The following is a 23,452-nucleotide window of genomic DNA, read 5'->3' as shown; positions in this document are numbered from 1 at the left end:
GGTGGCCGACCGGAACAGGCGACGGCGGAGGTGGCAGACGCAAGATGCGGCAGCTCCCGGCGAAATTCGACTCCCGCGATCCGCGCGTGCTCGAAGACCCCTACCCGGTGTACGCCGAGCTCCGGGCAGCCGGGCGGCTGGCACGCGGTTCCGCGGGGCAATGGGTGGTCTCCCACCACGCGGACGTCTCCCAGCTGCTCAAGGACCGCCGGCTCGGGCATGAATACCCCGCCGAGTTCCACGAGTTCTCCAACGGCACCGGCCCGGCCAACGACTTCCTCCAGCGCATCGTCCTCGACCAGGACCCCCCGACGCACACGTTCTGGCGGCGGATCATGCAGCAGTCGTTCAGCCCCTCGCTGATGCGCCGGCTCTACACCTATGTGGCAGGGCAGGTCGACGAGCTCATGACCGCGGCCCAGGAACGTGGCCACATGAACGTGGTCGACGACCTGGCCTTCCCGCTGCCGGTCACGGTGGTCTGCGAACTGATCGGCATCCCGGACGTGGATCGTGCGGCAGTGCGGCCGCACGCCGTGGAACTCGCCAAGGCATTCGCCCTCTACGTGCCGCCCGAGGAACGGGAGGGAGCACACGCGGCGGTCACCTGGCTGCGCGACTACATCAAGAACCTGGTCGACGAGCACGCCACCCGCCCGTCCAACGACCTGATCAGCAATCTGCTGGCCGTGCAGCGGGAAACGCCGGACCTGGACCACGAGACCCTCATCGACAACATCGTGTTCCTGTTCTTCGCAGGCTTCGAGACCACCACCAACCTGATCTCGACGATCTGGTCGGCGCTGCTCACACAGCCCGACCAGCTCCGGCTGCTGCGCCGGCGACCCGAACTCGCCGCGAGCACCGTGGAGGAGATGCTCCGCTACGACGCCCCGATCCAGGCGACCGCCCGTTACGTGAAGGAGCCGGTGGACATCGACGGAAGGACCGTCCGCCCCGGCCGGATCCTCGTCCTGCTGCTCGGCGCGGCGAACCACGACCCCGCACGTTTCGACCGGCCGGAGGACATCGACATCACCCGCGACCCCAACCCGCACGTCAGCTTCGGCGGCGGACCGCACCACTGCCTGGGCGCCGCCCTCGCACAGGTCGAGGGCCGCGCCGTCGCCGACTGGCTGGCTCGTACGGCCGAGCCCCCGCACCTGGCCGGTGAGATCGTCAGGCGCCCCAGCGTCACATTCCGCGGCTATCAGAGCATCCCCGTCGCGCTGCGTCCGCAGACAGCACATCAGGAGGACAGATGATTGTCAGGCCGAAGGTGGAAGCGTACGCCGAAGAACACTCGGCCCCGGAGCCGGCGTGGCTGACCGACCTGGCCGAGGAGACCCGAAAGCTGTGCGACCTACCGCAGATGATGGTTGGTCCGCTGGAAGGCCGGTTCCTGGCGATGCTGGTACACATGTTCCGGCCGCAGCGCGTGCTGGAGGTCGGCACGTTCACCGGCTACTCGGCGCTCTGCATGGCGGCCGAGCTTCCGCCGGACGGGAAATTGGTGACCTGCGAAATCGACCCCGCGCACGCGGAGATAGCCCAGCGGCACATCGCCAAGTCGCCTTGGGCCGACCGAATCGAGCTACGCACAGGTCCGGCCCTGGAGCAAATAAAGTCGCTGGAAGACTCCTTCGATCTTGTATTCATCGATGCGGACAAGACCGGGTACGGCCGCTATTACGAGGCTGTGCTCCCAATACTTTCCGAACGTGGAGTGATAGCCGTCGACAATGTGCTCCAGTTCGGCGGCGTCGCCAATCCGCAGGACCAGAAGCCGGACACGGTAGCGATGCGGGAATTCAACGAGAAGGTGCGTGACGATCCGCGGGTCGAACAAGTGATGCTGACCATCCGCGAAGGGGTCACGCTCATTCGGCGGGCGTGAGACGGGAAGAGGGCATGGCGGAGATATTGATCGTCGGAGCTGGTCTGGCGGGATCGGCGGCGGCGGTGTTCTGCGCTCGGCGCGGACACCGAGTGACAGTGCTGGAGAGTGGCGGCCCGCCGCCGGGCGACGCTCCCCCCGACGGGGACGTGTTCACATGGGAGCGGTCCGAGGTGTCGCACGCGCGCCAAGGTCACGCTTTCCTCGCCTTGTCGACCCGCATACTCCGGCAGGAGGCTCCGGACGTTCTTGATGCGGTGATCGCACGCGGCGCTCGTCTCACCCCTCTGGAACATGGGAGCAGCGAGACCACCGTTCTCTCCCGCAGGCTCGTCTATGAAGGGGTGGTGCGTCGGGCGGCACAGGCGGAGCCGGGCGTCGAGGTGGTCTGTGGAGCCCGCGTGACGGGCCTCCGCGTCGACGGCTGGGTGGAGGGCGTGCCACGCGTATCGGGGGTACGGACGGCTGATGGCACGGAGTACGTTGCCGACCTCGTCGTGGACGCGAGCGGACGCCGGTCGCAGGTCGCGAAGAGGGTGGCAGAGCTCGGCGTCCGACCGCCGACCGAGCGGGCCCAGCCATGCGGATTCTTCTACTTGACGCAGCATTACCGGCTGCGCGGCGGGGCCGCTTTCCCCTCGACGGACGTTCCTGCGGTGACGGAGCTGGACTACGCCACTGCCCTGGCCTTTCCCGGGGACAACAACACCTTCCAGCTGTCCGCGACGGTCTCCGTCAAGGACCCGCTGCGGCACCAATTGCGCGAACCGGGCGCCTTCACCCGCTTCCTGGAGTCGGTTCCGCAGACAGCTCCCTGGCTCGAGCGCGGCGTACCGACAGGCACTCCTCTCCCCATGGGCAGGATCGAGAACCGGTGGCGCCGGCTGCTCGACGAGCACGAGCGCCCTCTCGTCGCTGGTCTCGTGCTGCTGGGAGACGCCGCGATGCAGACCAACCCCACCTTCGGGCGTGGCGTCTCTCTCACTTTCACCCATGCCCGACAGCTGGCGGACACCGCTGAGGAGGCGGTACGGAACCCGGCCGGGTACGTCGTCTCCTTCGAGCAGTGGACCGCGAAGGTGCTCGGCAGCTGGTTCGAACTTCAGCTTGCCACCGATGCGGTGCGCCACGAGCAGCTGGAGCTCGGCGTCCGCGGCCTCACCGCCAAGCCGGGTACGGACCTCACCAGCCGATTTGTGCAGGCCATGACCGTGTTGCGCGAACACGATCCCCTCGTCCGCAGCGCTGCCCTACGCATGTACCACATGCTGCTGACTCCACAGGAGCTGATGGCTGAACGTACGGTGTCCCGGCACATCATGGCTTATCTGCGCGAGCACCCCCGGCCCGAAGCGCGCACCACTGGACTGAGCAGGGCCGAATTCGAGGCGGTGGTGAAGGGAGCCTCCCACAGCCCGCACGCAGGAAAGGTGAGCTCGTAAAGTCTCGCGCCGTTGCCGCCCTGGAATTCACCGGGGCGGGATTGCAGCGGCGCGACGGGCGCCCAGCTCAGCGGTCAACTCCGCGATCTCGGTGGGCCGACCCGAGTCGTGCAGCTCATCCAGCTCGTCCAGCTCGTCCAGCGACTCGTTGTCACGCACGAGCTGGTGGTGATGCCGATGCAAAGTGTGTCGCCTCGGCTACCGCAGGGTGAGACACGCGGACAACTCTAACCAACCTGCGACACTACGGACACCCCTGCGCGATCGCCTCCTCCACCTCGGCGGTACGTTCCGCCTCCTCCGCCGCGAACCGCTCCGTGTCCAGCCGCTCCGCGATCTCCTCGTCCTGCTCCATCAGCAAGTCGAGATTCGAGTTGCCCATCTCGAAGACACCCATGTCGACATAGGCACGCTGCAGCCGCTCGCCCCACAGCCCGATGTCCTTCACGCACGGCACGATCCGACTGAACAGCAGCTGCCGGAAGCGCTGCAAAGACTCACTGCGCTCGCTCAGCTCGTTCGCCTCCGCCGCCGGGATGCCGAAGTTCTCCAGCACCTCGGTGCCACGCAGCCGGTCCCGCATCAGACAGCAGCCCTCGATCACGAACTCCTCGCGCTCGCGGAGCTCGGCATAGGACAGCTGCTTGTAGTAGTCCCGCAGCGCCATCCGCCCGAAGGCCACATGCCGCGCCTCGTCCTGCATCACGTACGCCAGGATCTGCTTCGGCAACGGCTTGTCGGTGCTATCGCGGATCATCCCGAACGCCGCCAGCGCCAACCCCTCGATCAGGACCTGCATCCCGAGATACGGCATGTCCCACCGCGAATCCTGCAGGGTGTCATCCAGCAGCGACTGCAGGTTGTCGTTGATCGGGTACAGCATCCCGATCTTGTCTTTGAGGAAGCGGCTGTAGATCTCCGCGTGCCGCGCCTCGTCCATCGTCTGCGTCGCCGAGTAGAACTTCGCGTCCAGATCCGGCACCGACTCCACGATCCGCGCCGCGCACACCATCGCGCCCTGCTCGCCGTGCAGGAACTGGCTGAACTGCCACGACCCGTAGTGCTTACGCAGCTCGCCCTTGTCGCGGTCGGTCATCTTGTCCCAGTACGGCGTGCCGTACAGCGTCATCGCCTCATCCGGGACGCCGAGCGGGTCGTGCGGATCCACCTCCAGGTCCCAGTCGATGCGCAGAGCCGAGTCCCACTGCTTGTCCTTGCCCTTCTGATACAGGGCCAGCAGCCGCTCCCGGCCGTCGTCGTATTCCCAGCTGAAGCAGGCCGAGCCGGTCGCCGGCACCTGCCAGAGCATGTCGCCGGGGGTGCGCGTATACAGGTCTTCCGTCGTCATCGGTGACTCCTGAGGTCGCGTCCCGAGGGTGGAGCAAACGAATGCGGATGGGCGCCAGTTGATGACGGCGCGGCCCTCCACGTGCGCCAGAGCTGCGCCCTGGCAATGGCTGCTCCACCGCCGAACCTGACGTGGGGATTGGGGTCGCGATGCCGAGGGCTTCCGGGCGGAGCTCGGCATAACCGGTGTACGGGTGGTCGAGCAGGCGCGGATCGCGAGAGTCGAACTTCACCGGAAGCTGCCGCATCCGCGTGGTGCCACCTCTACCGTTTCGACTGCCAGTGGGCCATCAAGCCTGGCAAAGCAGCGGCTCGCTGACATCGAACCTGTCGCCCAACTGTCGCTATCCAGAGCGGGCCTGGGGTCTATGGCGAATAGTGTGTGCGGTGATGGATGGGCTGTAGTACTCCTGAGAAGGCCCAGAAATACGCCCGTACTCACTTGGAGTCGTCCGATGGCCGTTCGTCGTGTCGTGCCCAACATCCAGTCAGAGGCTGCGCAGGAAAACCGGGAGTTCTACGGCCTGCTGGGCTTCAAGGAGGTCATGAACCACGGCTGGATCATGACACTCGCTTCCCAGTCCACCCCGGCGGCGCAGATCAGCGTCATGACCGGCGACAAGACTGCGCCGCTCACCCCCGACATGAGCGTGGAGGTGGACGATGTGGATGCGGCCTACGCGGTCATGCAGGAGAGCGGTGCGGAAATCGTTCATCCCCTGCAGGACGAGGAGTGGGGGGTGCGGCGGTTCTTCGTCCGCGACCCCAACGGTCGCGTGGTGAACGTGTTGGGCCACCGCTGACGCCTTTCCGCACTCGATGAGCAACAGTTGCGGCCTCCCGAAGCCCCTACTTGTCGGCACGGACAGCGGGTGAGCTGCCCTCCAGGTGCTGGCGGATGCTGACGTAGTACTCGGACCTCCTCCTCGGGAGAGGCGGCCAACCGGTCTTCGACCCAGGCGTCTCACTGCTGACCGGTCTCGTCCAGTCCCTGGGCACCACCTGGGGGCTGTTCCGCCACTACTGGGTACTGGCAAAGCTCGCACTGACCGCCGTTGCCACCTTCCTGCTCCTGCTGCACAGGCAGGTGACCGACCAGGTGGCGGATGCGGTCGCGCGGACGAGCCTGACCGGCTCCGACCTCGGCGGGATGCGGGCGCAACTCGTTCGACGCCGCTGCTGCCGTCGTCGTCCTGCTCACCGACACGACCCTTGTTCCCCGCCGAGGACTCGAAGCTGCGGCCAATCGCCGCTGCGCGTGTCGAAAGCCGTGAGCAGGCGACCTGAACTGCGCTTTCGGTGCCTTCCGGCCATGTGGCGAAGGCGGGGTTGTACAGCGGGGTTGTACATCCGGGCGATGGCCGGGACCGCGCGGGGAAAGCCGCCTCGCTGCCTGCAATTACAAGGGACCGTGCATCGTCCGACTCCTCGCCCTTCCGCAGCCGACCGGCAGGCACTGCAGGCCACACCGCCCCACTGGCGGCGAACCCGAAGGCGTCTCCGGTGTGGGTCGCGGTCATCCGCCAGTGGAGGACCACCCAGCCGCCGGGAAGCTCCTGCTGGAACAGGATCCGGTGCTGCGTGTCGGTGAATCCGTCGCGGACCGCGGCGATCAGCACTCGCATGCCGTCGATGCCCGAGGCGGCGCCGTCAGCGGGGTTGTGGTCGATCAGATCCGGGGCGAACACTTCGTCCGCCCGGCGACATTGCCCGTGTCGTAGAGCTCAAGGTTGCGCGCGGCGCCCCGCAACGCGGTGGTCGTGGCCGAGCGCACCATCTCGCTTGAGGTGTTGGCCGTACTGATCGCGCCCGTCTACAATTTGCCCGTCCTGAAATCCGCGCTGCTCTTGAGGACCGCGGAGTCCATGGTCCAGTTCTCAGGCTGGACCCTCTCCCAGAGACTTCCCTTGCCAAGTTCCCTTCCCAACTGGTCTTCGCGGCGGAACCACTCCTCAGCGCTTCTGATCCTGTTGGGGTGGATTTCGTCGAGCAGGGCGTAGTCCCTGGTGATGATTCCGTGCTTCCACACGTTCCAGAAGCCCGTGAAATTGTCGCGGAAGCTCATGCTGCTCTTGTCGTTGGGATCGGCATTGTATCCGGCAGGGTAATCAGCGATCCCCTTCAGGTCCGGACTGTTCCAATATGTTTCCAGATCGGTGTCGATGTACTGGGCCGGATGCCCGGTGACCTTCTCGAATGCCGCAGCCATATCGGCGTAGGTCATGTGCTCGATGGCGACTTCGAGGTCCATGCCATTGGCTCGTTCCGGATGATCGAAGAGCCAGCGGACATAGAATCCGCAGTCTTCGAGAGCCACATGCGGAACGGCTCCCTCGCCAAGCGGAACTCGCCACGTGACGACGCCGTCCTCGATGCTGGGTTGCATGGGCGTGAGCGGCGAGATCACCATCTCGATGTAGGGACCCGAGGTGAAGACCGCTGCTCCCATGCGGTCCCTGTTCTTCTCGTTCTGGAACAGTACCCATTCGGCCATGCGGCCTTTACCGTCATAGTGGCCGGTGCGGAACCTGGAGTCGTAGCCTGACTTCTTGAGGGCGTAGTCGAGGTTTCCGTAAACGAAGAACTTGATTCCTGCTTCGATCGCTATCTCGTAAGTGCGGATGGCCCAGTAGGTCTCGGTCTTCTCGCCTGTGTTGAACCCGTCGATGTTGATGAACGCCCCGTCACAGTCCCGAAAACCTTCGCGTAGCACGTCCTCGTCGGCGAACGACCCTTCGAGGATGGAGACGTTGCCGAGTGCGAGGAGAGCCTGGGCCCGGGGGGATGCGGCATCCCGGGTCAGGACCCGGACGGAGTACTTCTTGTCGGCGACAAGAGCGCGGACGATGGGTATCCCTTGGGCCCCTGTACCTCCGATGACGAAGATGGTGGAGGTGGCATGAGAAGACATGGTCTTTGACTCCGGAGGTTGAGTACGCACGCGATCAGCACGCGCCGGGTACAGCGCATTAGGGACTGATCCCTGCATCAGCTTGGCGATCAACGGCACCGACCGACGGACGCTGCGCCGATACCCGTAGGTCACGAGCACCTCAGAAACCGATCGGTTTCTCATACCGTACACCGATCGGTTTCCGGGCGGCAAGCACCGGGGTCCGGTTCCTCACAGTTGAGCGGTGCGGAGATACCTGCGCGCTCGGCGCGCGGTCACGCACCGCGTACGTAGGCGCCGGTGTCGGCGTTGCGGAAGCCGAAGGTGGTCCACGTGATGGCGGTCGGCGCCGGTACTCAGGTTGACCTCGCGGCGCCCAGCGGTCTGATCGCGTTTGGGATCCAGAGCCGGTTTACCGTTTCCCGACTCATTGCGCACAGTGCGCAGTTCGGTGGGCGTGGCGTTGTCCGCGGATTCGATGTCAGCCGACCCCGACCCGAACGGGACGACTAGGGCAGCAGACCCTGTCGACGTGCGGCAACCACTGCCTCGAAGCGGGTGCCGGCTCCCAACTTGCGCATCGCACTGCGCAGATACGATCTGACGGTTTCGGGCAGCAGCGACAGCCTGCGCCCGGCTTCGGCGTTGTTGCAGCCCAGCGCCACCTGCGTCAGGACGTCGAGTTCCCGGGGTGACAGCCGCGGGCCCGGCGCCGAGTGGGCGGCGGACGGCCCGGCCAGCCGCCCAGCCGCGTCGAGCAGCTGGCCGCGCAGGTCATCGTCGGGCACCTGCTGGGCCATGCGCCGCAACTCGGCGTGGACCTGGCGGAGTTCTTCCAATGGCACGCCCCGCGACCTGCCCACAGCGCTGCCCTGTGCTGCGTCCCGCAGGCGCAGGCGGTGGTCTACCTCGTCACGGATGGCGAGCTCGGCGGCCAGTCGCCGGGAGGCGTCGGCAACCGCGTCGGCCGCCCGGTCCCCGAACGGGGCCGGGCCTCGACTGGCCCCGTAGAGCACCGCACGCACCGTACCGGACACCAAGAACGGGCACGGCGACGACGGAGCGGATCCCCTCCGTCAGCACGGGGCGGTCGTAGTCGTGGGTGATCGAGCGGGCCGACCTGTAGTCGGTCACCTTGGCCGGCCGCCCCTGGTGAGTACTCGGCCGCCGAGCCCGGTCTCGGCGCGCACCCTGAGTCCGCGCAGACCGGCTGTCCGCACGCCGCTGTACTGCGACAGGCTCAGCAGTGCGTATCTGGGAGGCCGCGCACCTGTCGCTCGGCGCCGACAGCGAGGAGACCGCGAGCTTCTTCGCCTGCGGCATGCTCGGCAACGCCCTTGCGGCCATGGGGCTTCCCCTGAGCACAGGGCAGTAATGGAGCGTTCCGGAAACGCGATGCGTCAGCGCATGCCTGCCGTATCGAGCAGGGCGGCCACAGTGGGCGCGATGAGCCCCGTCAGTTTGTCGGCCCCGATCCCCGCGCGGGCGCTGGCGCCGTCGAAGACCAGGATCAGCTGCCGGGCCAGCAGGTCGGGATCACTCGCGCCACCCTTCTCGGCCTCGGCACGGAGGAAACCCGTCAAATTCGCCTTGATCCGGTGGGCCACCCGGCTCGCAGGGTGGCTCTGATCCTTGAGCTCAACCTGGACAGCCAGGTATCGGCAGCCTCGGAACTCGGGCGCACCCGACTGCGACTCCAGCTGCTCGAAGACGTACAGGATCCGCTCGCGGGGTGAACGGCCGTCGTCCGCTGGGGGCAGGAGCCCGGCCACGAAGGCGGAGGCGCGTTCCTCCAGGCTTGCTGCCAGCAGTTCATCCTTGCTCTCGAACAGCTGGTACATGGAGCGCTTTGACACTCCGGCCGCCTTGCACAGGGCGTCGATGCCGATGCCGACACCGTCTCGGTAGGTGAGCGTGGCCGCTGCCTCCAGCAGCCGCTCTCTGGAACTCGGCTTCACTACGGTGGTCATACTGCGAGATTAACTCGATGTGGACGAAATGGAAACCGATCGGTTTTTGACGTTTTGCCGGGGAGCTACGTTGGCGCCGCCCACGCCGAGCGGGCATGTGAGTGCGGTTCCGCTACGCCGGCGGGCGGTCTTCTCGGGCTTCGCCTCGTCGGGGATGCGCCTCAGCCCCTGCCGGCCGGAACCAGCCCGTCACTTCCGAAGCCGAAGCGTGCGGCCGCGATGAGGCCGACGGTCATCCTCACCCAGCCCCGGTCCAGGCCCGTGCCCCCTGGACGCCGTTGCAGACGATCGAGCGGACCGCCGGTGATCCGCCGCAGCGGCTCGGACTCCGCGAGGAAGCGGTAGCAGACGGGCAGCACCTTGAGGGGGTGGTGGCACCGGCCGTCGGCACCGCATTGCGACACAGAACAACGTGACCACCAGCATGCCGGGCGTGCCGAACACGGCAAGGAGGTCAGCACACCGATCTCGGAGACCGCGATGGCGCACGCCGAGTACGGCCGCAGCAGCGGCACGTAGGAGGCGTCCACCCTATGAGGCCAACCCCACCCGGCATGACCAGCGTGCCCATCAGCTGCGTGAATTCACACATCGTGGATCTGAGGCGTGTTGACGGACGGTGCCCGCTACCTGTGGTGATCAGTTTTCTGAAGACGGATCGCGCGGGTAGATGTGGGAGCCATCTCGGAGATGCCCTGTCTTCCTTCGCTGATCTGTGCCTTGAGGGAGCCAATCAGCGCAGGTAGCAGGGCATTTCCCACAGTTCACTCGTCGTGACAAGCGCGTACCTCGGTGGATTCAGGCTCAGTGGGCGATCACGGGCTCGCCCTCCGACGGTGCCAGGGCCGCATTCGGCAACAGGAACGCCGCGAGTACCGCACCGACCGCGAAGATTCCGGCGCCCCACGCCAGGGTGGCCGTGTAGCTCTCGACCCCGGCCTGCGCCACGGTCAGCGCGCCGGGCTTGTGCGAGGACAGGTAGTCGGTCGCGGCCGATGAGGCAACGGTGGTCAGCAGCGCCGTGCTGATCGAGCCACCCACCTGCTGGCTGGTGTTGATCAGCGCCGAGGCGACGCCGGCGTCCTCGTGGTGCACGCCTGCGGTCGCACCCTGGAACGCGGTGGTCATCACCCCGCCGATACCGAGGCCCAGCAGGATCATGCCCGGCATGATGTTGGCGACGTAGGCGCTGTTGAGCGTGAGCTGGGTCAGCAAGGCCATACCGGATGCGGCGACCAGGAAGCCGACGCTGACCACGACTTTCGGACCGACCCTGGGCAGCAGCAGTGAAGGCACCGTGGTCGACGAGGCGACGATGCCCCCGACCATCGGCAGGAAGGACAGACCGGCCTCGATCGGCGAGTAGCCGATGCTGGCCTCCAGGTAGTAGGTCAGGAACAGGAAGATCGAGAACATTCCCATGCCCATGACGAACACGGCCAGGAACGAACCGCCTCGGGTCCGGTCCAGCACGACTCGCAGCGGCAGCAGCGGATGCGCGACCCTGAGCTCCAGCCATGCGAATACCGCGAGCAGCACCACGCCGCTGATCATGGAGCCGAGGGCGACCGGGTCGGTCCAACTGGTGGATTCGACGTGCGCGAACCCGTAGACGATGCCGAACAGGGCGGCGCTCACCACGACGGTGCCCGGAATGTCGAGCTTGGGCCGCTCGGTGACCACAGGCTTGGCCAGCCACAGCAACGCACCGACCAGCGCGACGCCCGCGAAAATGACGTTCACGTACATCACCCAGCGCCACGACGCCCATTCGGTCAGCATGCCGCCGAGCAGCAGCCCGACCGCGGCGCCCGCACCGGACAACGCACTGAAGATGCCGAACGCCTTCGCCCTTTCGACCGGCTGGGTGAAGGTCACGCTGAGCAGCGAGAGCGCCGCGGGCGCGAGCAGCGCGGCGAACAGGCCCTGGGCCACACGTGCCGCGACGAGCAGTTCGAAGCTGGTGGCCGCGCCGCCGACGACGGACGCGCCCGCGAAGCCGATCAGACCGGTCACGAAGGTCGCACGTCGGCCGAACATGTCACCGAGTCGGCCCCCGAGTAGCAGCAGGCTGCCGAACGCCAGGGCGTACCCCGTGATGACCCACTGCCGGCTGCCGTCACTGAAACCGAGGTCATGTTGCGCTTCGGGCAGCGCAATGTTCACGACGGTCGCATCGAGCGTGACCATGAGCTGTGCCACTCCCAGCACGACGAGCACCCACCAGCGCACGGCATGTGAGCCACGGCGGCCCGAGTCTGTTTTCCCGGAGGCAGGCGCCCCCGGATCGTAGGTGGTAGTCATGTTTTCCCTTTGTTGCTGGTCATGGGCTGCACACCGGCATGAAACCGATCTGTTTCCACATAGGGAAACAGATCGGTTTCCACGGTGCAAGTGAACCGGACGTCTCTGATCTGTGAGCAACCCGACAGCGCCGACGTCCGCGCCGGCCGCCGGTGCTGTCTCGACGCCTGATCGACTGCTCGACGTCGCGGCGCAGCCGTTCCACGAACAAAGCGACCGCATCGGCGGCATCGGCGTCGACACGTTGTGCCGCGCCGCTGGGGTATCGCCGCGGTGGAGCTGCGTCACCGCCGGCGCCCGGCTCGAAGCGCTGCCGAACCCCGGCTGACCAGATCGTTCCCTTCCCTGCGAGCAGCACAACCCCACCGGAGCCGTGGAACCCGGCGGGCACCCCACGCGACAGCCGGGCCCTCACGCTGCCCGCCATCAGCCCAACAAGCCGAAACGGCCCGTCAGTTGCACTGACGAGCCGTCATGAAATGCCGGGGTTAAGGCTTGAGCACCGCCAGTACATCGTCGAGCGAAACGTCGGCGGGGTCGCTCATATCGGAACCATCGAACGTCTGCCAGACATAGGCCGCCGTCCCGTTCTCCCGCAGCGGATGCAAGTCGGCCAGGTCCGGATCGTCCCGGAAGCTGTTGAACGCCTCTTCGGAATCCCATTCAACGAGAAACAGAACCTGCCGTGGTGCGAGGTCACCGGCTACGCTGTCCCGGAAACGGCCAAACGCCACCATTCGACCACCATATTTCGGAGCCACTTCGGGCAGGCGGCTGAAATACGCAAGGTACTTCTCCACGTCGACCACGTCAAACATATTCAGGGCGTAAAATTTTTTCTTCTGCGGATTCGCACTCATTCCGATACCTTCTCCGGTCTCAGGAAACTGGTGTTTGCTGCTCCAGGCGGGCGCGGGGCACCGGCAGCGGGACGCCGAAATTGTTGGATGGAGACTGAGGTCGCGGGAATCTCAGCATGCTGCCGCGACGAAAAACTGATCGGTTCCCCCTCATCGTAAACCGATCAGTTTCCACCCGCAAGTCCGAGCGGAAGGGCGTCGTTCGGTGTGCCCTGATGTCCGCGCGGACTGGCCGTTCGAGGCTGGTTTGGTAGGAGCGGCAGCGCCCAGACCGACGCATGTCACTACCTCCATAGCCGAGGAGTCAGCGGCCTGCCGCTCATATCGGTAGGGGGCGATATTCAGGAGTCGGAAGCAGGGCAGAACAGGCCCTCAGTGAGGCGGGTGGTACTCACTCCTTCTCAGTCCGTTCCTGTCCTTGCGTCCCGAACGCGTCCCGAAGGCCTGCTGGAGGACCGGCTCAGCCGATCCGAAGCCGATCGCGCCAGTTCGGGGATCGGTCTCGGACCCGCCCGCAGCGGATTCCCCTTCCAACGCGTAGCGGAGACTCAGCGCGACATATCACGAGGACGCTCGCCCCACGATGCGGCGCTGCCACGCGTCGCGCAGTGCGGGGACGATGCCGCGCGGCAGGAACAGCACGACGAGGATGAGAAAGGCGGCGTACACGGCGTAGTTGAGGATGCTGGGGGCACTGGCGGGCATGCCCGGCCTGGAGCCCAGGTCGTTGAGGAACTGCACGATCAGGGTGATCGCGGTGGCGCCCAGGAGCGCGCCCCAGATGGTGCCGAGCCCGCCGACGACGGCCATCACCAGGAACTGGATGGACAGCAGGACCGGGAACGACCCCGGATTGATGTAGCCGATGAAGAAGGCGTAGATCCCTCCGGCGAGTCCGGCGAACGCGGCGGCCAGGGTGAACACGGCGAGTTTGTAGCGGGCCACCGGCACTCCGCTGGCGCTCGCCGCCGTCTCGCTGGTGGCCAGCGCGCGCAGTCCGCGGCCGACTCGTGAGGTGACGACGTTGCGGGCGACCAGGACGGTGACGGCCACGGCAGCCCAGGCCAGGTAGGCGTAGTGGATGTCCTCGCCGAGTTCCGTACCTCCGGCGGAGAGTCGTGGGATGCCCTGCAGACCGACCGAACCACCGGCCCAGTCCGCCTCGCCGAGCAAGGAGATGAGGATGAGCTGCAGGGCGATGGTGGCGAAGGCCAGGTGGTGCCCGCGCAGCCGCAGCAGCGGTCCACCGATGGCGGCGGCGAACAGTGCGGCGATCAGTGGTGCCGCGGCCAGCGCCAGCAGCGGCGGCGTGCCGTGGACGCTCAGCAGGCCGGCCGCGTAGGCGCCGATGGCGTAGAACGACGCCTGGCCGATGGAGACCTGGCCCGCGTAGCCCATGAGCAGGCTCAGCCCGACGGTGACCATGGCGGACAGGGCGAGCAGGATGTACACCGAGAGCTGGCTGGCGGTCAGCATCGGAGGCAGGGCGAGGGTCACGGCCACCGCCGCGCCGGCCGCGACGAGGCCGGCCCGCCTTCCCCGGCCGACGAAACGGGCGCCGAGGGGCCCTCGGGCGTCCGACGACTCAGTGTCCCCCGTGCCGCCCGCGCCGCCGGGGGGCTGGGAGGCGGCCCGTTCACGGCCGGAGGTGACGGCGCTCATATCGTGCTGCCTTTCTGGTGCGGCGGATACGGATCAGGCACGGACGGGGTGCCCCATGCGTGCATACGCCCGGTGTACGCGGAGGGCAGCGGGCGTCCCGCAAAGGACTGATGAGGCGTCATCCGGCCTCCGCCACGACGCTGTGGGTGCGGGCCGCCTGCCCGATCATCAGCGCCAGGACCAGGCCCAGCGCCACCACGGTCTGGTACGTGGCGCTTCCATAGCCCGCGACCATCGCTTCGGCCACTCCGAGGAACAGCGCACCGGCCAGGGTGCGGCCGATGTGATGCATGGACCCGACGACCGCCGCCGCGAAACCGTTGATGATCAGCGCCACGTCGGAGTCGAAGGCCATCGAGTTCATGGGCGCCAGCAGAACGCCGGCCAGACCGCCGAGAGCGCCGCCGATGGCGAAGGCGATCAGCCCCATGCGGGTGACGGAGATCCCGACGACGCGGGCGGCGTACGGGTTGGCGGAGCACGCGGAGAGGGCCTTGCCCGCGTCGGTACGGCCGAACAGCGTGGCCATCGCGGCGAAGACTGCCATGGTGACGCCGATGATGAGCAGGTAGTGGGTCTGGATACGGGCGCCGAACACGGTCACGGCGCCGGAGAGCCCCTCGGAGGACCGGCCCTGGTCCCCCCAGAGCATGACCTCCACGGCGTACGCCAGAATGCCCAGTCCCAGGGTGACCATCAGCGCGGCCTGCGGCGAGGTGCCCCGCCGGCCGATGGCGATCATGCCGAAGAGCAGTCCTACGACGGCGGCGACGGCGACCCCGAGCAGTTCGGCGAGCCCGTGCGGGAGGCCGGTGTCGAGGAGCGAGATGGCGGTCAGCGCCCCGACGACGGCGAAGGTGCCCTGGGCGAAGTTGACCACCCGCGTCACCCGGTGGATGAGCACTAGGCCGCTGCCGATCAGCGCGATGCCGCAGCCGGTGCCCAGTCCGGTGATGAGGTAGACGAGGAAGTCGCTCATTTCGCCCCCCGTGTCGCGGCCTGCGCGGCCTGGACGGCGGTGTCCTGGTTGCCCCGGGCGGTCTTGGCAGTGCCGGGCATGGGTGCGGGGTCGGCCGTGGCCCGGTCGTGCGGACCCGGGTCGTCCGGACCCCGGTCGTCCGGATCCGGGTCGTCCGGACCCCGGTCGTCCGGATCCGGGTCGTCCGGACCCCGGTCGTCCGGAGGGCTCGGGCGTCCCTGGGCCTCGCCGAGGTAGGCCCGGGCGATGTCAGGGCTGGCGGCCAGGTCGGCGCTGTCGCCCTCGGCGGCGATCCGTCCCGCTTCCAGGACGTAGGCGCGGCTGCACAGGTCCAGGGCGAGCCGTGCGTTCTGCTCGATGAGCACAACGGCAGTGCCCTGCTCCCGGTTGAGCTCGGTCACGTGCTCGGCGAGGTCGGCGACGATGAGGGGCGCGAGGCCGAGGGACAGCTCGTCGATCACGAGGACCTCCGGCCGGCTCATCAGGGCGCGTCCGACGGCGACCATCTGCTGCTGGCCTCCCGACAGCCCGCCCGCCTTCCGGTCCCGTACCCGCACCAGGTCGGGAAGGAGCTCGTACACCCATGAGGTGTCGCGCTGCTTACGGCGGCTCTGGCCGCGTCCGCGCAGCTGCCAGGCACCCAGGCGCAGATTGTCGTCGACGGTGAGGTCGCCGAACATCTGCCGCCCCTCGGGTACCTGAGCGATCCTGGCCCGGACCACCACGCTGCCGGAGGCCGGTGTCAGGATCCCGGTCAGGGTGTTGACCAGGGTGGACTTGCCGGCTCCGTTGGGCCCGACGAGGGCGACCATCTCACCGGGCGCGACACGCAGCGAGACGTTGTCGAGAGCGGTCGCCGCGCCGTAGCGGACCACCAGGTCGCGTACCTCGACGGCATCGCTCCGGGACGGTTGCGAGGCGTTCATGCGGCCGCCTCCGTGCCCAGATACGCGGTGACGACCCGCGGGTCGGTACGTATCTCATCCGGTGTGCCCTCGGCGATGACCTTGCCCAGGTCCAGAACGGTGACACGGTCGGCGAGGCGGCCGACGAGAGCGACGTCGTGTTCGACGAGCATGATGGTGAGTCCGTCCGCGCGCAGTTGCTCGACGAGGTCGGCGAGCCGGTCCCGCTCCGCGGCCCGCAGACCGGAAGCGGGTTCGTCGAGGAGCAGCAGGGTGGGTTCCCCGCACAGGGCGCGGGCGACCTGGAGCGCGCGCTGCTGCCCGAGCGGCAGCAGCTCTGCGGGGCGGTCCGCCCAGGCCTCGAGCCCGACCCGCCGTACCGCCTCGCGTGCCCGCTCGGCGATCAGGCGTTCCTCCCGGCGGTGGCGCGGCAGCCTGAGTGCGGCTGCCGCGAACCCTGCGCCGGTGGTGGCATGGGCGCCGACCATCGCGTTCTCCAGCACGCTCATCCCGTGGAAGGTGCGGGCGCCCTGGAAGACGATGGCGATCCCGAGGCGGGCCCTGTGGTGGGGTGGCAGCCGGTCGATGCGTCGTCCGTCGAGCCGGATCTCGCCCCGCTCGGCGGGCAGTTGACCGCTCACCAGGTTGAACAGGGTCGACTTGCCCGCCCCGTTGGGGCCGATGACGCCGAGGATGCTGCCCCGGTCCGCCGTCAGGTCGACGCCGTCCACGGCGTACACCCCGCCGAACGACCGTGACAGGCCGCTCACCTGGAGCAGGGGCTCGGTCACTCGGCCACCTTCTCCAACTCGCTCTTCGACCAGACGGTCGGCACGAACGTGCCGTCGGTGACCGCGTTGACCGAGATGTAGTCGGGAGACAGGCCCGAGTGGTCCTTCTCGCTGTAGCGGTAGGTGCCGTTCGGGGTGGTGAGCGTCAGCTCCTCCATCGCCTGCCGGATCTTCTCGTGGTCGGTGCTCTTCGCCTTCTCGATGGCGGCGGCCAGCAGCTGGACCCCGGTGTATCCGTCCTGCGCGAACTGCGGCGGCTGGTAGTTGTACTTCTGCGTAAACGGCTTGTTGACGGCCTCGATGGCCTTCTTCTGGGCTCCGTCCGGCAGCGTGTCGCCGACCAGGCCGATGGAACTGGCGACGATGGCGCCCTCGGCGGCCTTGCCGGCCGGGTCGAGCCACAGCTTGCTGGCCTGGGAGCCGGTGAAGGAGATCGGGATGTCCAGTCCCGAGGCGGCGTACTGCTTGGTGAGGACGACGGACGCGGGGCCGGTCACCCACACCGCGAGCGCCTGGGCGTCGGTGTTCTTGACATGCGTGAAAACGGCGCTGAAGTCGGACGCGGTGCTCTGAATCTCCTCGGTGGCGACGACCTTGATGCCGTACTCCCCGGCCTTCGCCTTCATCGCCTTGTAGCCGGCGGTCGGATACGCGGTCTTGGTGTCGTAGGCCACGGCCAGCTTGGTGACGCCCTCCGACTTGTAGTGCTGCAACAGCCGCTCGGCGTAGTCGGAGGCCAAGGCCGGTACCACGAAGACGTAGGGGTGGACGGGCGCCACCTGCTCGTCGGCCGGAGACAGGGAGACGTACGGGATCTCCGCCCGGTCCACCGCGGGCAACGTGGCCAGCGCCGACCCCGCGGACGGTGAGCCGAGGACCGCGGTCACGCCTTGGTCCTTGAATGCGTTGAAGGCAAGTACGGACTGGTCGGGCAGGCTCTTGTCGTCCTTGACCGTCAGCTCCAGCTTCCGTCCGAGGACCCCGCCGTCCTTGTTGATCTGCTCGACCGCCAGTTCCGCGGCCTTGCGGCCCTCGGTACCGAGGGTCTGGAGCTGACCGGTGAGCGAGGTGATCATGCCGATCTCGATCGGGCCGTCATCAGGGGAGGAGGACGCGGACGTACCGCCTCCGCACGCTGTGACGGTGAGCACCAGACCGATGGCGAGAGTGGCAAGGGGCGTACGAGGGCGCACGGGAACCTCCCGGATACGGAGCGGGAACGGCACGGGGAAGAGGCACGGGGAAGAGGCACAGGGGAAAGACGCACACGCACCCGGAGGAGACCCCGTGTGCACGAAAACGATGCAGGAAGAGCCGATTTGCGGGCTTTTGCGGCTTGCAGCCCGATCGACGGGTTGAACATAAGCCGCGACCACATGGGGGTCAACACTTCAAGCCAAGATTCTTGGACTCAAGTCCAAATCTACTCTCGGGTCCGCCGATCACCAGGACGAGACGGACGTACCGCAGGGCCGGCCACGAACCGGGCGAGGCCTCCGCCCGTCATCGGCGGGACACCGACGACCGCACCGCCTGCGGGTCAGCCGCCATGACGCCTCAGCGGCGCTCCCCCGCCCCTACGCTCCTCCGCGCCGGTCACGGATGCGCGAGGATCCCCAGCAGGATGATGTCGAGCGCCCCATCGAGGCGGCCGGGCAGGTCGAACGGCGGCGGCTCCTCGCGGATCCAGCGCAGGACCGAGGAGAAGTAGCAGGACGCGAGCAGAGCGCCGGCCTGGTCGGGGTCGACCTGCGAACGGATCTCTCCGCGCTGCCGTCCCTCCTCGACGATCTTCGTGAGTTCGGTTTCCAGGGAGGGGTCCTGCAGCAGGCGGCCGAAGCGTGCGGAGGCGTCCATCAGGACAGTGGTCTCCGCACGGGAGGCGACGTTGAGATCGGCCATCTCCCCCAGATAGCGGCGCAGCCGGTCGCCGACCGGCAGGTCCTCGGCGTGCTCCTGGCCGAGGATGGCCGCGACCCGGGCTCGGCGCCGGACGCCCCACTCCTCCAGAAAGCCGACCTTCTGTGAGAAGTGGTTGAAGACGGTGGCCCGGGCGACGTCGGCGGACTCGGCGATCTGCTCCATGGTCGTCGCCTCGTATCCCTGGGCGACGAACAACTCCACCGCGGCGCCGTAGAGCTGGTCGCGCACCTGCTGCCGCTTCCGCTCGCGGCGCCCGAGGGGCGGGGCGTCCTGTGCGGATGCGCCTCCTGCCTCAGAGATCGTCATGGGCCCAGTACAGCACAGGCATACGCAGGTATTGACCTCCCCGAGCCACCTCTTTAGATTACGCCCCATGAATGGACTCAAGTCCATCAATGGATCCCAGTCTCGATTTGCTGCTTCGGGACGTGGACAGGAGGCAGCGTGGCTTCCGTGCTTTCCCCAGCCGGCCGGATCGACCTCGGCCATGGCTGTCATGCGTGGGTACCGGGTGCGGCCGGATGGGGTATGAGCAACGCCGGGCTGGTCACCGGCCGGGGCGAGTCCCTGCTCGTCGACACCCTCTACGACCTGCGCCTCACCCGGGCCCTGCTCGACGGGCTGGCGCCGGTGACCGACGCCGCGCCCGTCTCGACGGTGGTCAACACCCATGGCAACGGCGACCACTGGTTCGGCAACCAGCTCGTGGCCCACGCCGAGATCATCGCGGCCCGTGGCTCATTGACCGACATGCGGCAGGTGGGCCCGGCCGAGATGCGGGCACTGACCGGCGCGGACACTGCCGCGGGACGGTTCGCCCGCCGGATCTTCGGCCGCTTCGACTACTCCGGCGTCCGGCCCGTGCTTCCGCACCGGGTGTTCGACGGCGAGACGGTCCTGGACATCGGCGGGACGGAGGTCCGTCTGATCGACGTGGGCCCCGCACACAGCGCCGGGGACACGATCGTCCATGTCCCGCGTGCGCGGACCGTCTACACCGGAGACATCGTGTTCGCCGGCTCCACACCGGTCATATGGCACGGCCCGTTCGCCAACTGGCTCACCGCCTGCGACCTGCTCCTCGGCCTCGACGTGGACATCATCGTGCCCGGCCACGGCCCGGTCACCACGAAGGAGGCGGTCCGCACCGTCCGCGACTATCTGTCGTACGTCCACGAACAGGCCACCGCCCGCTTCAGCGCGGGAATGCCCGCCGAGGCAGCCGGACGCGACATCAGTCTCGGGCGCTTCGCCGACCTCGACGAGAGCGAACGCCTCGCCGTCAACGTGCACACCGTCTACCGCGAACTCGACCCCTCGCTGCCCCCGCTCGACGGCCCCCGGCTCTTCGGCCGCATGGCCGACCTCGCCTGCCCCTGCCCCGGCCTCTGAGCCCCTTCAGGCCCGGGGTCCATTGCCTGGCCGTATCGCCTCGGTCTCCCCCCGGGCCCCCCAAGGAGAAGACATGGTCACCAGCACCGTCCACGGCGCACCCGCCGTCCCTTCCGGCGGCCCGCCCACCCGGCACACCGGCACCGTCATCGCCGGATGCCTGGCGATCCGCCTCGCCTGGATCCACCCCGCCCCGGCTGAGACAGAGGAGAGCGCGGCGTGAAGTTCGCGACCTTCGTGCACGACGGGAAGCGGCAGGCGGGAGTCGTCGCCGATGACCATGTCCACCCCTTCCAGCACCCCGCCGTGCTGCTGGACCTGATCGTGGAGGGCGAGGAGTCCCTGCACAGGGCGGGAGAACGCGCGCTGACCGGCTCGCTGCCGGTGCCCCTGGCCGACGTCGGGCTGCTGCCGCCGCTCCAGCCGCCGACCGTCCGCGACTACATGACCTTCGAGAGCCATGTCGCGGGTGTCGCCCGGGGATACGGTGACACCGTCCCCGAGGAGTGGTACGCCGCGCCCGCGTTCTATTTCACCAACCCGTACGCGACGATCGGCGCCCACGAAGACGTACCCGTGCCACCCGGCTGCCTCCGCTTCGACTTCGAACTCGAGGTGGCCGCCGTCATCGGCAAGGCCGGCCGGGACCTGACCCCCGAGCAGGCACGCGAGCACATCATCGGCTACACGATCCTCAACGACTGGTCCGCTCGCGACCTCCAGGGCCGCGAGATGAGGGTCAAACTCGGCCCCGCCAAGGGCAAGGACACCGCCACCACCCTCGGCCCCTGGCTGGTCACCACCGACGAACTCGAGCCCCACCGCACTGCGGAGGGTTTCCTCGACCTGGCCCTCACCGTCCAGGTCAACGGCGAGACGATCGGGCGGGACAGACTGGCCAACATGGCCTGGACGTTCGAGGAGATGGCGGCGTATGCCTCCCGCGGCACATGGATCCGCCCCGGCGACGTCCTCGGCTCCGGCACCTGCGGCAACGGCGGCTGCCTGGCCGAACTCTGGGGCCGCAACGGCGCCTTGGAGCCCTCACCGCTCATCCCCGGCGACACCGTCACCATGACGGTCGAGGGCATCGGAACCCTCAGCAACACCGTCGTCGAGGGCGTCGCTCCGGTTCCTCTGCCCCCTGCCCGCCGCAGGCAATGACCGCCGTACGTCCGGGAAACGCCGTACGTCCGGGAAACAGGGCCGGCACAGTACGGCTCGGCCCGTCCCGACTCCCGCCCCCTCACCAACCGGCTTTGACAACACCCCGGTGCCGGATCGCCCGTCCGGCACCGGGAGAAAGGCACGAACAACGTGGACAAGGTCATGGCCTCGGCCGCCGACGCGGTCGCCGACATACCGGAAGGGGCATCTCTGGCGGTGGGCGGCTTCGGACTGTGCGGCATCCCCACCGTCCTCATCGACGCCCTGCACGCCCAGGGCGTCGGCGGACTGCGCGTGGTCTCCAACAACTGCGGCGTTGACGGTCAGGGGCTCGGCGTCCTGCTGACGGCCGGCCGGATCGTCCGGGCCACCGGCTCCTACGTCGGGGAGAACAAGGAGTTCGCCCGCCAGTACCTCGCCGGTGAACTGGAGGTGGAGTTCACCCCGCAGGGCACCCTCGCCGAACGGCTGCGCGCCGGCGGCACCGGCATCCCCGCCTTCTACACCCCGGCCGGGGTCGGCACACAGGTCGCCGAGGGCGGACTGCCCTGGCGCTACGGCCCCGACGGCAGCGTCGCCGTGGCCTCCCCGCCCAAGGAGACGCGGGAGTTCCGCGGCCGGACGTACGTCCTGGAGGAGGCCATCACCACCGACTTCGCCCTGGTGCGGGCCGCCCGCGGCGACCGGCACGGCAACCTCGTCTTCCACCGCAGCGCCGCCAACTTCAATCCCCCGGCGGCCATGGCGGGCCGTATCACGATCGCCGAGGTAGAAGAACTCGTCGAACCCGGCGCCATCGATCCGGACACCGTCCACCTGCCCGGCATCTACGTCGACCGGGTCGTGGGCCCCGTCCCCGCCGACGGCAAGGGCATCGAGAAGCGCACCGTCCGCACACGGAAGGAGCGGCACTGATGGCCTGGACCCGCGACGAGATGGCGGCGCGCGCCGCCCTCGAACTGTCCGAAGGCTCCTACGTCAACCTGGGCATCGGCCTGCCCACCCTCATCCCCGACCACCTCCCGCCCGGCGTCCAGGTGGTGCTGCACTCGGAGAACGGCATCCTGGGCACCGGCCCCTACCCGACGGTGGACGAGGTCGACCCCGACCTGGTCAACGCCGGCAAGGAGACCGTCACCGTCCGGCCCGGCGCCTCCTTCTTCGACTCGGCGCTGTCCTTCGGGATGATCCGCGGCGGCCGCATCGATGTGGCCGTGCTGGGCGGCATGCAGGTCTCCGCAGCCGGGGACCTCGCCAACTGGGCCGTACCCGGCAAGATGATCAAAGGCATGGGTGGTGCCATGGACCTTGTGCACGGCGCCGGCAAGGTCGTCGTCCTCATGGAACACACCGCCAAGGACGGCTCACCGAAAATCGTCGACGAGTGCACGCTGCCGCTGACCGGGCAGGCGTGCGTCCACCGGATCATCACCGACCTCGCCGTCCTCGACATCACCCCGCACGGCCTGTCCCTGGTCGAACTCGCCCCTGGAGTGACCCTCTCCGACGTCCGCGAGCGCACCGGGCCAGACGTTGCGCAGCGCCCCGGTGGCCCATCGCCACACCGCACGCGCCCGGCCACCCACAGCCAGACGGCGTAGGTGATGGTGCCCAGGCAGCCACTCCCGATTACCTGCGTCCTGCCGGCGTCCCGAATTCAGCGTCCAACCGCTTGCACAGGCCACGTGCCCGTAGTGAGACGCACACATACGCGAATCGCCAAAGGCTGCGTCGGTGACCGTTGTCATGTCAGCTAGCAAGCCTCTGAACTGCGCAAACCTGCAGCCCAGCGGAAGCGCCCGAGCGGGCCGCGTCACGAGCTCCACCCTGTCGTGAACCGGTGGGCGGGGTGGTCGGTACGCTGCCAGGGTGTACGGGCCTCGCGGTTGCGTTCCGTACCCCGCCCCGTCACCCGCCGCC

25 protein-coding genes and 1 pseudogene are annotated in these 23,452 nt (G+C 68.0%); 10 read left to right on the top strand and 16 right to left on the bottom strand.

All coding sequences use genetic code 11. The features are described from left to right. The first annotated feature begins 44 nt into the window (after window positions 1-44). The 3 genes from G5C60_RS09360 to G5C60_RS09350 are packed head-to-tail and all read left to right on the top strand — an operon-like array spanning window position 45 to window position 3,339. Window positions 45-1,265: a cytochrome P450 gene (locus G5C60_RS09360; RefSeq protein ID WP_165256690.1), complete on the top strand. Its 1,221-nt coding sequence runs from the start codon at window positions 45-47 to the stop codon at window positions 1,263-1,265. Beyond that, window positions 1,262-1,897, top strand: coding sequence for an O-methyltransferase (locus G5C60_RS09355; RefSeq protein ID WP_165256688.1), 636 nt, complete (start codon window positions 1,262-1,264; stop codon window positions 1,895-1,897). The genes G5C60_RS09360 and G5C60_RS09355 overlap by 4 nt, the downstream gene beginning before the upstream one ends. A 14-nt stretch (window positions 1,898-1,911) precedes the next feature. Further along, a complete protein-coding gene (locus tag G5C60_RS09350) occupies window positions 1,912-3,339 on the top strand; it encodes an NAD(P)/FAD-dependent oxidoreductase (protein WP_165256686.1) in 1,428 nt (475 codons plus the stop codon). A gap of 27 nt (window positions 3,340-3,366) precedes the next feature. Here G5C60_RS09350 and G5C60_RS53040 read toward each other — a convergent pair whose 3' ends face one another. Next, a complete protein-coding gene (locus G5C60_RS53040; RefSeq protein WP_277611151.1) occupies window positions 3,367-3,498 on the bottom strand; it encodes a hypothetical protein in 132 nt (43 codons plus the stop codon). Window positions 3,499-3,583: 85 nt separating this feature from the next. Further along, complete coding sequence (locus G5C60_RS09345) at window positions 3,584-4,687, bottom strand: ferritin-like domain-containing protein (RefSeq protein WP_165256684.1); 1,104 nt, start codon at window positions 4,685-4,687, stop codon at window positions 3,584-3,586. 454 nt (window positions 4,688-5,141) lie between these two features. On the opposite strand from G5C60_RS09345, the gene G5C60_RS09340 reads away from it, so the two are divergent. Beyond that, a complete protein-coding gene (locus G5C60_RS09340) occupies window positions 5,142-5,489 on the top strand; it encodes a VOC family protein (protein ID WP_165256682.1) in 348 nt (115 codons plus the stop codon). A gap of 161 nt (window positions 5,490-5,650) precedes the next feature. On the opposite strand, the gene G5C60_RS09335 is transcribed toward G5C60_RS09340, so the two are convergent. The 4 genes and pseudogenes from G5C60_RS09335 to G5C60_RS53590 all read right to left on the bottom strand — a co-directional run bounded on the left by G5C60_RS09335 (window position 5,651) and on the right by G5C60_RS53590 (window position 8,595). Next, the gene (locus G5C60_RS09335) at window positions 5,651-5,887 is read right to left on the bottom strand and encodes a hypothetical protein (RefSeq protein ID WP_165256680.1); all 237 of its coding nucleotides are present in this window, start codon (window positions 5,885-5,887) and stop codon (window positions 5,651-5,653) included. A gap of 277 nt (window positions 5,888-6,164) precedes the next feature. Next, window positions 6,165-6,395 (bottom strand): annotated as a pseudogene (locus tag G5C60_RS54025) (ester cyclase); the annotation flags it as partial. Window positions 6,396-6,499: 104 nt separating this feature from the next. Beyond that, on the bottom strand, window positions 6,500-7,732 hold the full coding sequence (locus tag G5C60_RS09325; RefSeq protein WP_338145753.1) for an NmrA family NAD(P)-binding protein: 1,233 nt from the start codon (window positions 7,730-7,732) through the stop codon (window positions 6,500-6,502). Window positions 7,733-8,088: 356 nt separating this feature from the next. Next, window positions 8,089-8,595 carry a LuxR C-terminal-related transcriptional regulator gene (locus G5C60_RS53590; RefSeq protein WP_206439288.1) on the bottom strand — a complete coding sequence of 169 codons (507 nt, stop codon included), beginning with the start codon at window positions 8,593-8,595 and terminating at the stop codon, window positions 8,089-8,091. A gap of 230 nt (window positions 8,596-8,825) precedes the next feature. On the opposite strand from G5C60_RS53590, the gene G5C60_RS53035 reads away from it, so the two are divergent. Further along, window positions 8,826-8,954: a hypothetical protein gene (locus G5C60_RS53035; protein ID WP_277611150.1), complete on the top strand. Its 129-nt coding sequence runs from the start codon at window positions 8,826-8,828 to the stop codon at window positions 8,952-8,954. A gap of 25 nt (window positions 8,955-8,979) precedes the next feature. Here the strand turns inward: G5C60_RS53035 and G5C60_RS09310 are convergent, their stop codons facing one another. The 10 genes from G5C60_RS09310 to G5C60_RS09265 all read right to left on the bottom strand — a co-directional run bounded on the left by G5C60_RS09310 (window position 8,980) and on the right by G5C60_RS09265 (window position 19,279). Continuing rightward, a complete protein-coding gene (locus tag G5C60_RS09310; protein WP_165256678.1) occupies window positions 8,980-9,549 on the bottom strand; it encodes a TetR/AcrR family transcriptional regulator in 570 nt (189 codons plus the stop codon). 161 nt (window positions 9,550-9,710) lie between these two features. Further along, the gene (locus tag G5C60_RS09305) at window positions 9,711-10,079 is read right to left on the bottom strand and encodes a hypothetical protein (protein ID WP_165256676.1); all 369 of its coding nucleotides are present in this window, start codon (window positions 10,077-10,079) and stop codon (window positions 9,711-9,713) included. A gap of 274 nt (window positions 10,080-10,353) precedes the next feature. After that, on the bottom strand, window positions 10,354-11,853 hold the full coding sequence (locus G5C60_RS09300; protein WP_165256760.1) for an MFS transporter: 1,500 nt from the start codon (window positions 11,851-11,853) through the stop codon (window positions 10,354-10,356). Between the two features lie 488 nt (window positions 11,854-12,341). Continuing rightward, complete coding sequence (locus G5C60_RS09295) at window positions 12,342-12,713, bottom strand: DUF1330 domain-containing protein (RefSeq protein ID WP_165256674.1); 372 nt, start codon at window positions 12,711-12,713, stop codon at window positions 12,342-12,344. Window positions 12,714-13,274: 561 nt separating this feature from the next. Next, window positions 13,275-14,375, bottom strand: coding sequence for a branched-chain amino acid ABC transporter permease (locus G5C60_RS09290; protein ID WP_206439287.1), 1,101 nt, complete (start codon window positions 14,373-14,375; stop codon window positions 13,275-13,277). 118 nt (window positions 14,376-14,493) lie between these two features. Beyond that, a complete protein-coding gene (locus G5C60_RS09285) occupies window positions 14,494-15,354 on the bottom strand; it encodes a branched-chain amino acid ABC transporter permease (protein ID WP_165256672.1) in 861 nt (286 codons plus the stop codon). Further along, window positions 15,351-16,280: an ABC transporter ATP-binding protein gene (locus tag G5C60_RS53030; RefSeq protein ID WP_206439286.1), complete on the bottom strand. Its 930-nt coding sequence runs from the start codon at window positions 16,278-16,280 to the stop codon at window positions 15,351-15,353. Before G5C60_RS53030 ends, G5C60_RS09285 begins: the two co-directional genes overlap by 4 nt. Continuing rightward, the gene (locus G5C60_RS09275; RefSeq protein WP_338145752.1) at window positions 16,277-17,050 is read right to left on the bottom strand and encodes an ABC transporter ATP-binding protein; all 774 of its coding nucleotides are present in this window, start codon (window positions 17,048-17,050) and stop codon (window positions 16,277-16,279) included. The genes G5C60_RS53030 and G5C60_RS09275 overlap by 4 nt, the downstream gene beginning before the upstream one ends. After that, on the bottom strand, window positions 17,047-18,243 hold the full coding sequence (locus G5C60_RS09270; protein WP_206439285.1) for an ABC transporter substrate-binding protein: 1,197 nt from the start codon (window positions 18,241-18,243) through the stop codon (window positions 17,047-17,049). Before G5C60_RS09270 ends, G5C60_RS09275 begins: the two co-directional genes overlap by 4 nt. A 403-nt stretch (window positions 18,244-18,646) precedes the next feature. Then, window positions 18,647-19,279, bottom strand: coding sequence for a TetR/AcrR family transcriptional regulator (locus tag G5C60_RS09265; protein ID WP_165256670.1), 633 nt, complete (start codon window positions 19,277-19,279; stop codon window positions 18,647-18,649). Window positions 19,280-19,501: 222 nt separating this feature from the next. Between G5C60_RS09265 and G5C60_RS09260 the strand changes: the two genes are divergently transcribed. The 5 genes from G5C60_RS09260 to G5C60_RS09240 all read left to right on the top strand — a co-directional run bounded on the left by G5C60_RS09260 (window position 19,502) and on the right by G5C60_RS09240 (window position 23,133). Next, complete coding sequence (locus tag G5C60_RS09260; RefSeq protein ID WP_241266623.1) at window positions 19,502-20,365, top strand: MBL fold metallo-hydrolase; 864 nt, start codon at window positions 19,502-19,504, stop codon at window positions 20,363-20,365. A gap of 73 nt (window positions 20,366-20,438) precedes the next feature. After that, window positions 20,439-20,588: a hypothetical protein gene (locus G5C60_RS09255; protein WP_165256666.1), complete on the top strand. Its 150-nt coding sequence runs from the start codon at window positions 20,439-20,441 to the stop codon at window positions 20,586-20,588. Then, window positions 20,585-21,529, top strand: a complete 945-nt coding sequence (locus G5C60_RS09250) for a fumarylacetoacetate hydrolase family protein (protein ID WP_165256664.1) — start codon at window positions 20,585-20,587, stop codon at window positions 21,527-21,529. Before G5C60_RS09255 ends, G5C60_RS09250 begins: the two co-directional genes overlap by 4 nt. 153 nt (window positions 21,530-21,682) lie before the next feature. After that, a complete protein-coding gene (locus G5C60_RS09245) occupies window positions 21,683-22,447 on the top strand; it encodes a CoA-transferase (protein WP_165256662.1) in 765 nt (254 codons plus the stop codon). Further along, entirely contained in the window at window positions 22,447-23,133 is a 687-nt protein-coding gene (locus G5C60_RS09240) for a CoA transferase subunit B (protein ID WP_165256660.1), read from the top strand. Before G5C60_RS09245 ends, G5C60_RS09240 begins: the two co-directional genes overlap by 1 nt. Window positions 23,134-23,452: the final 319 nt, after the last annotated feature.

It is taken from the genome of Streptomyces scabichelini, from assembly GCF_011045015.1.
Lineage (GTDB): Bacteria > Actinomycetota > Actinomycetes > Streptomycetales > Streptomycetaceae > Streptomyces > Streptomyces scabichelini.
This window is presented reverse-complemented; position numbering and strand designations above follow the sequence as displayed.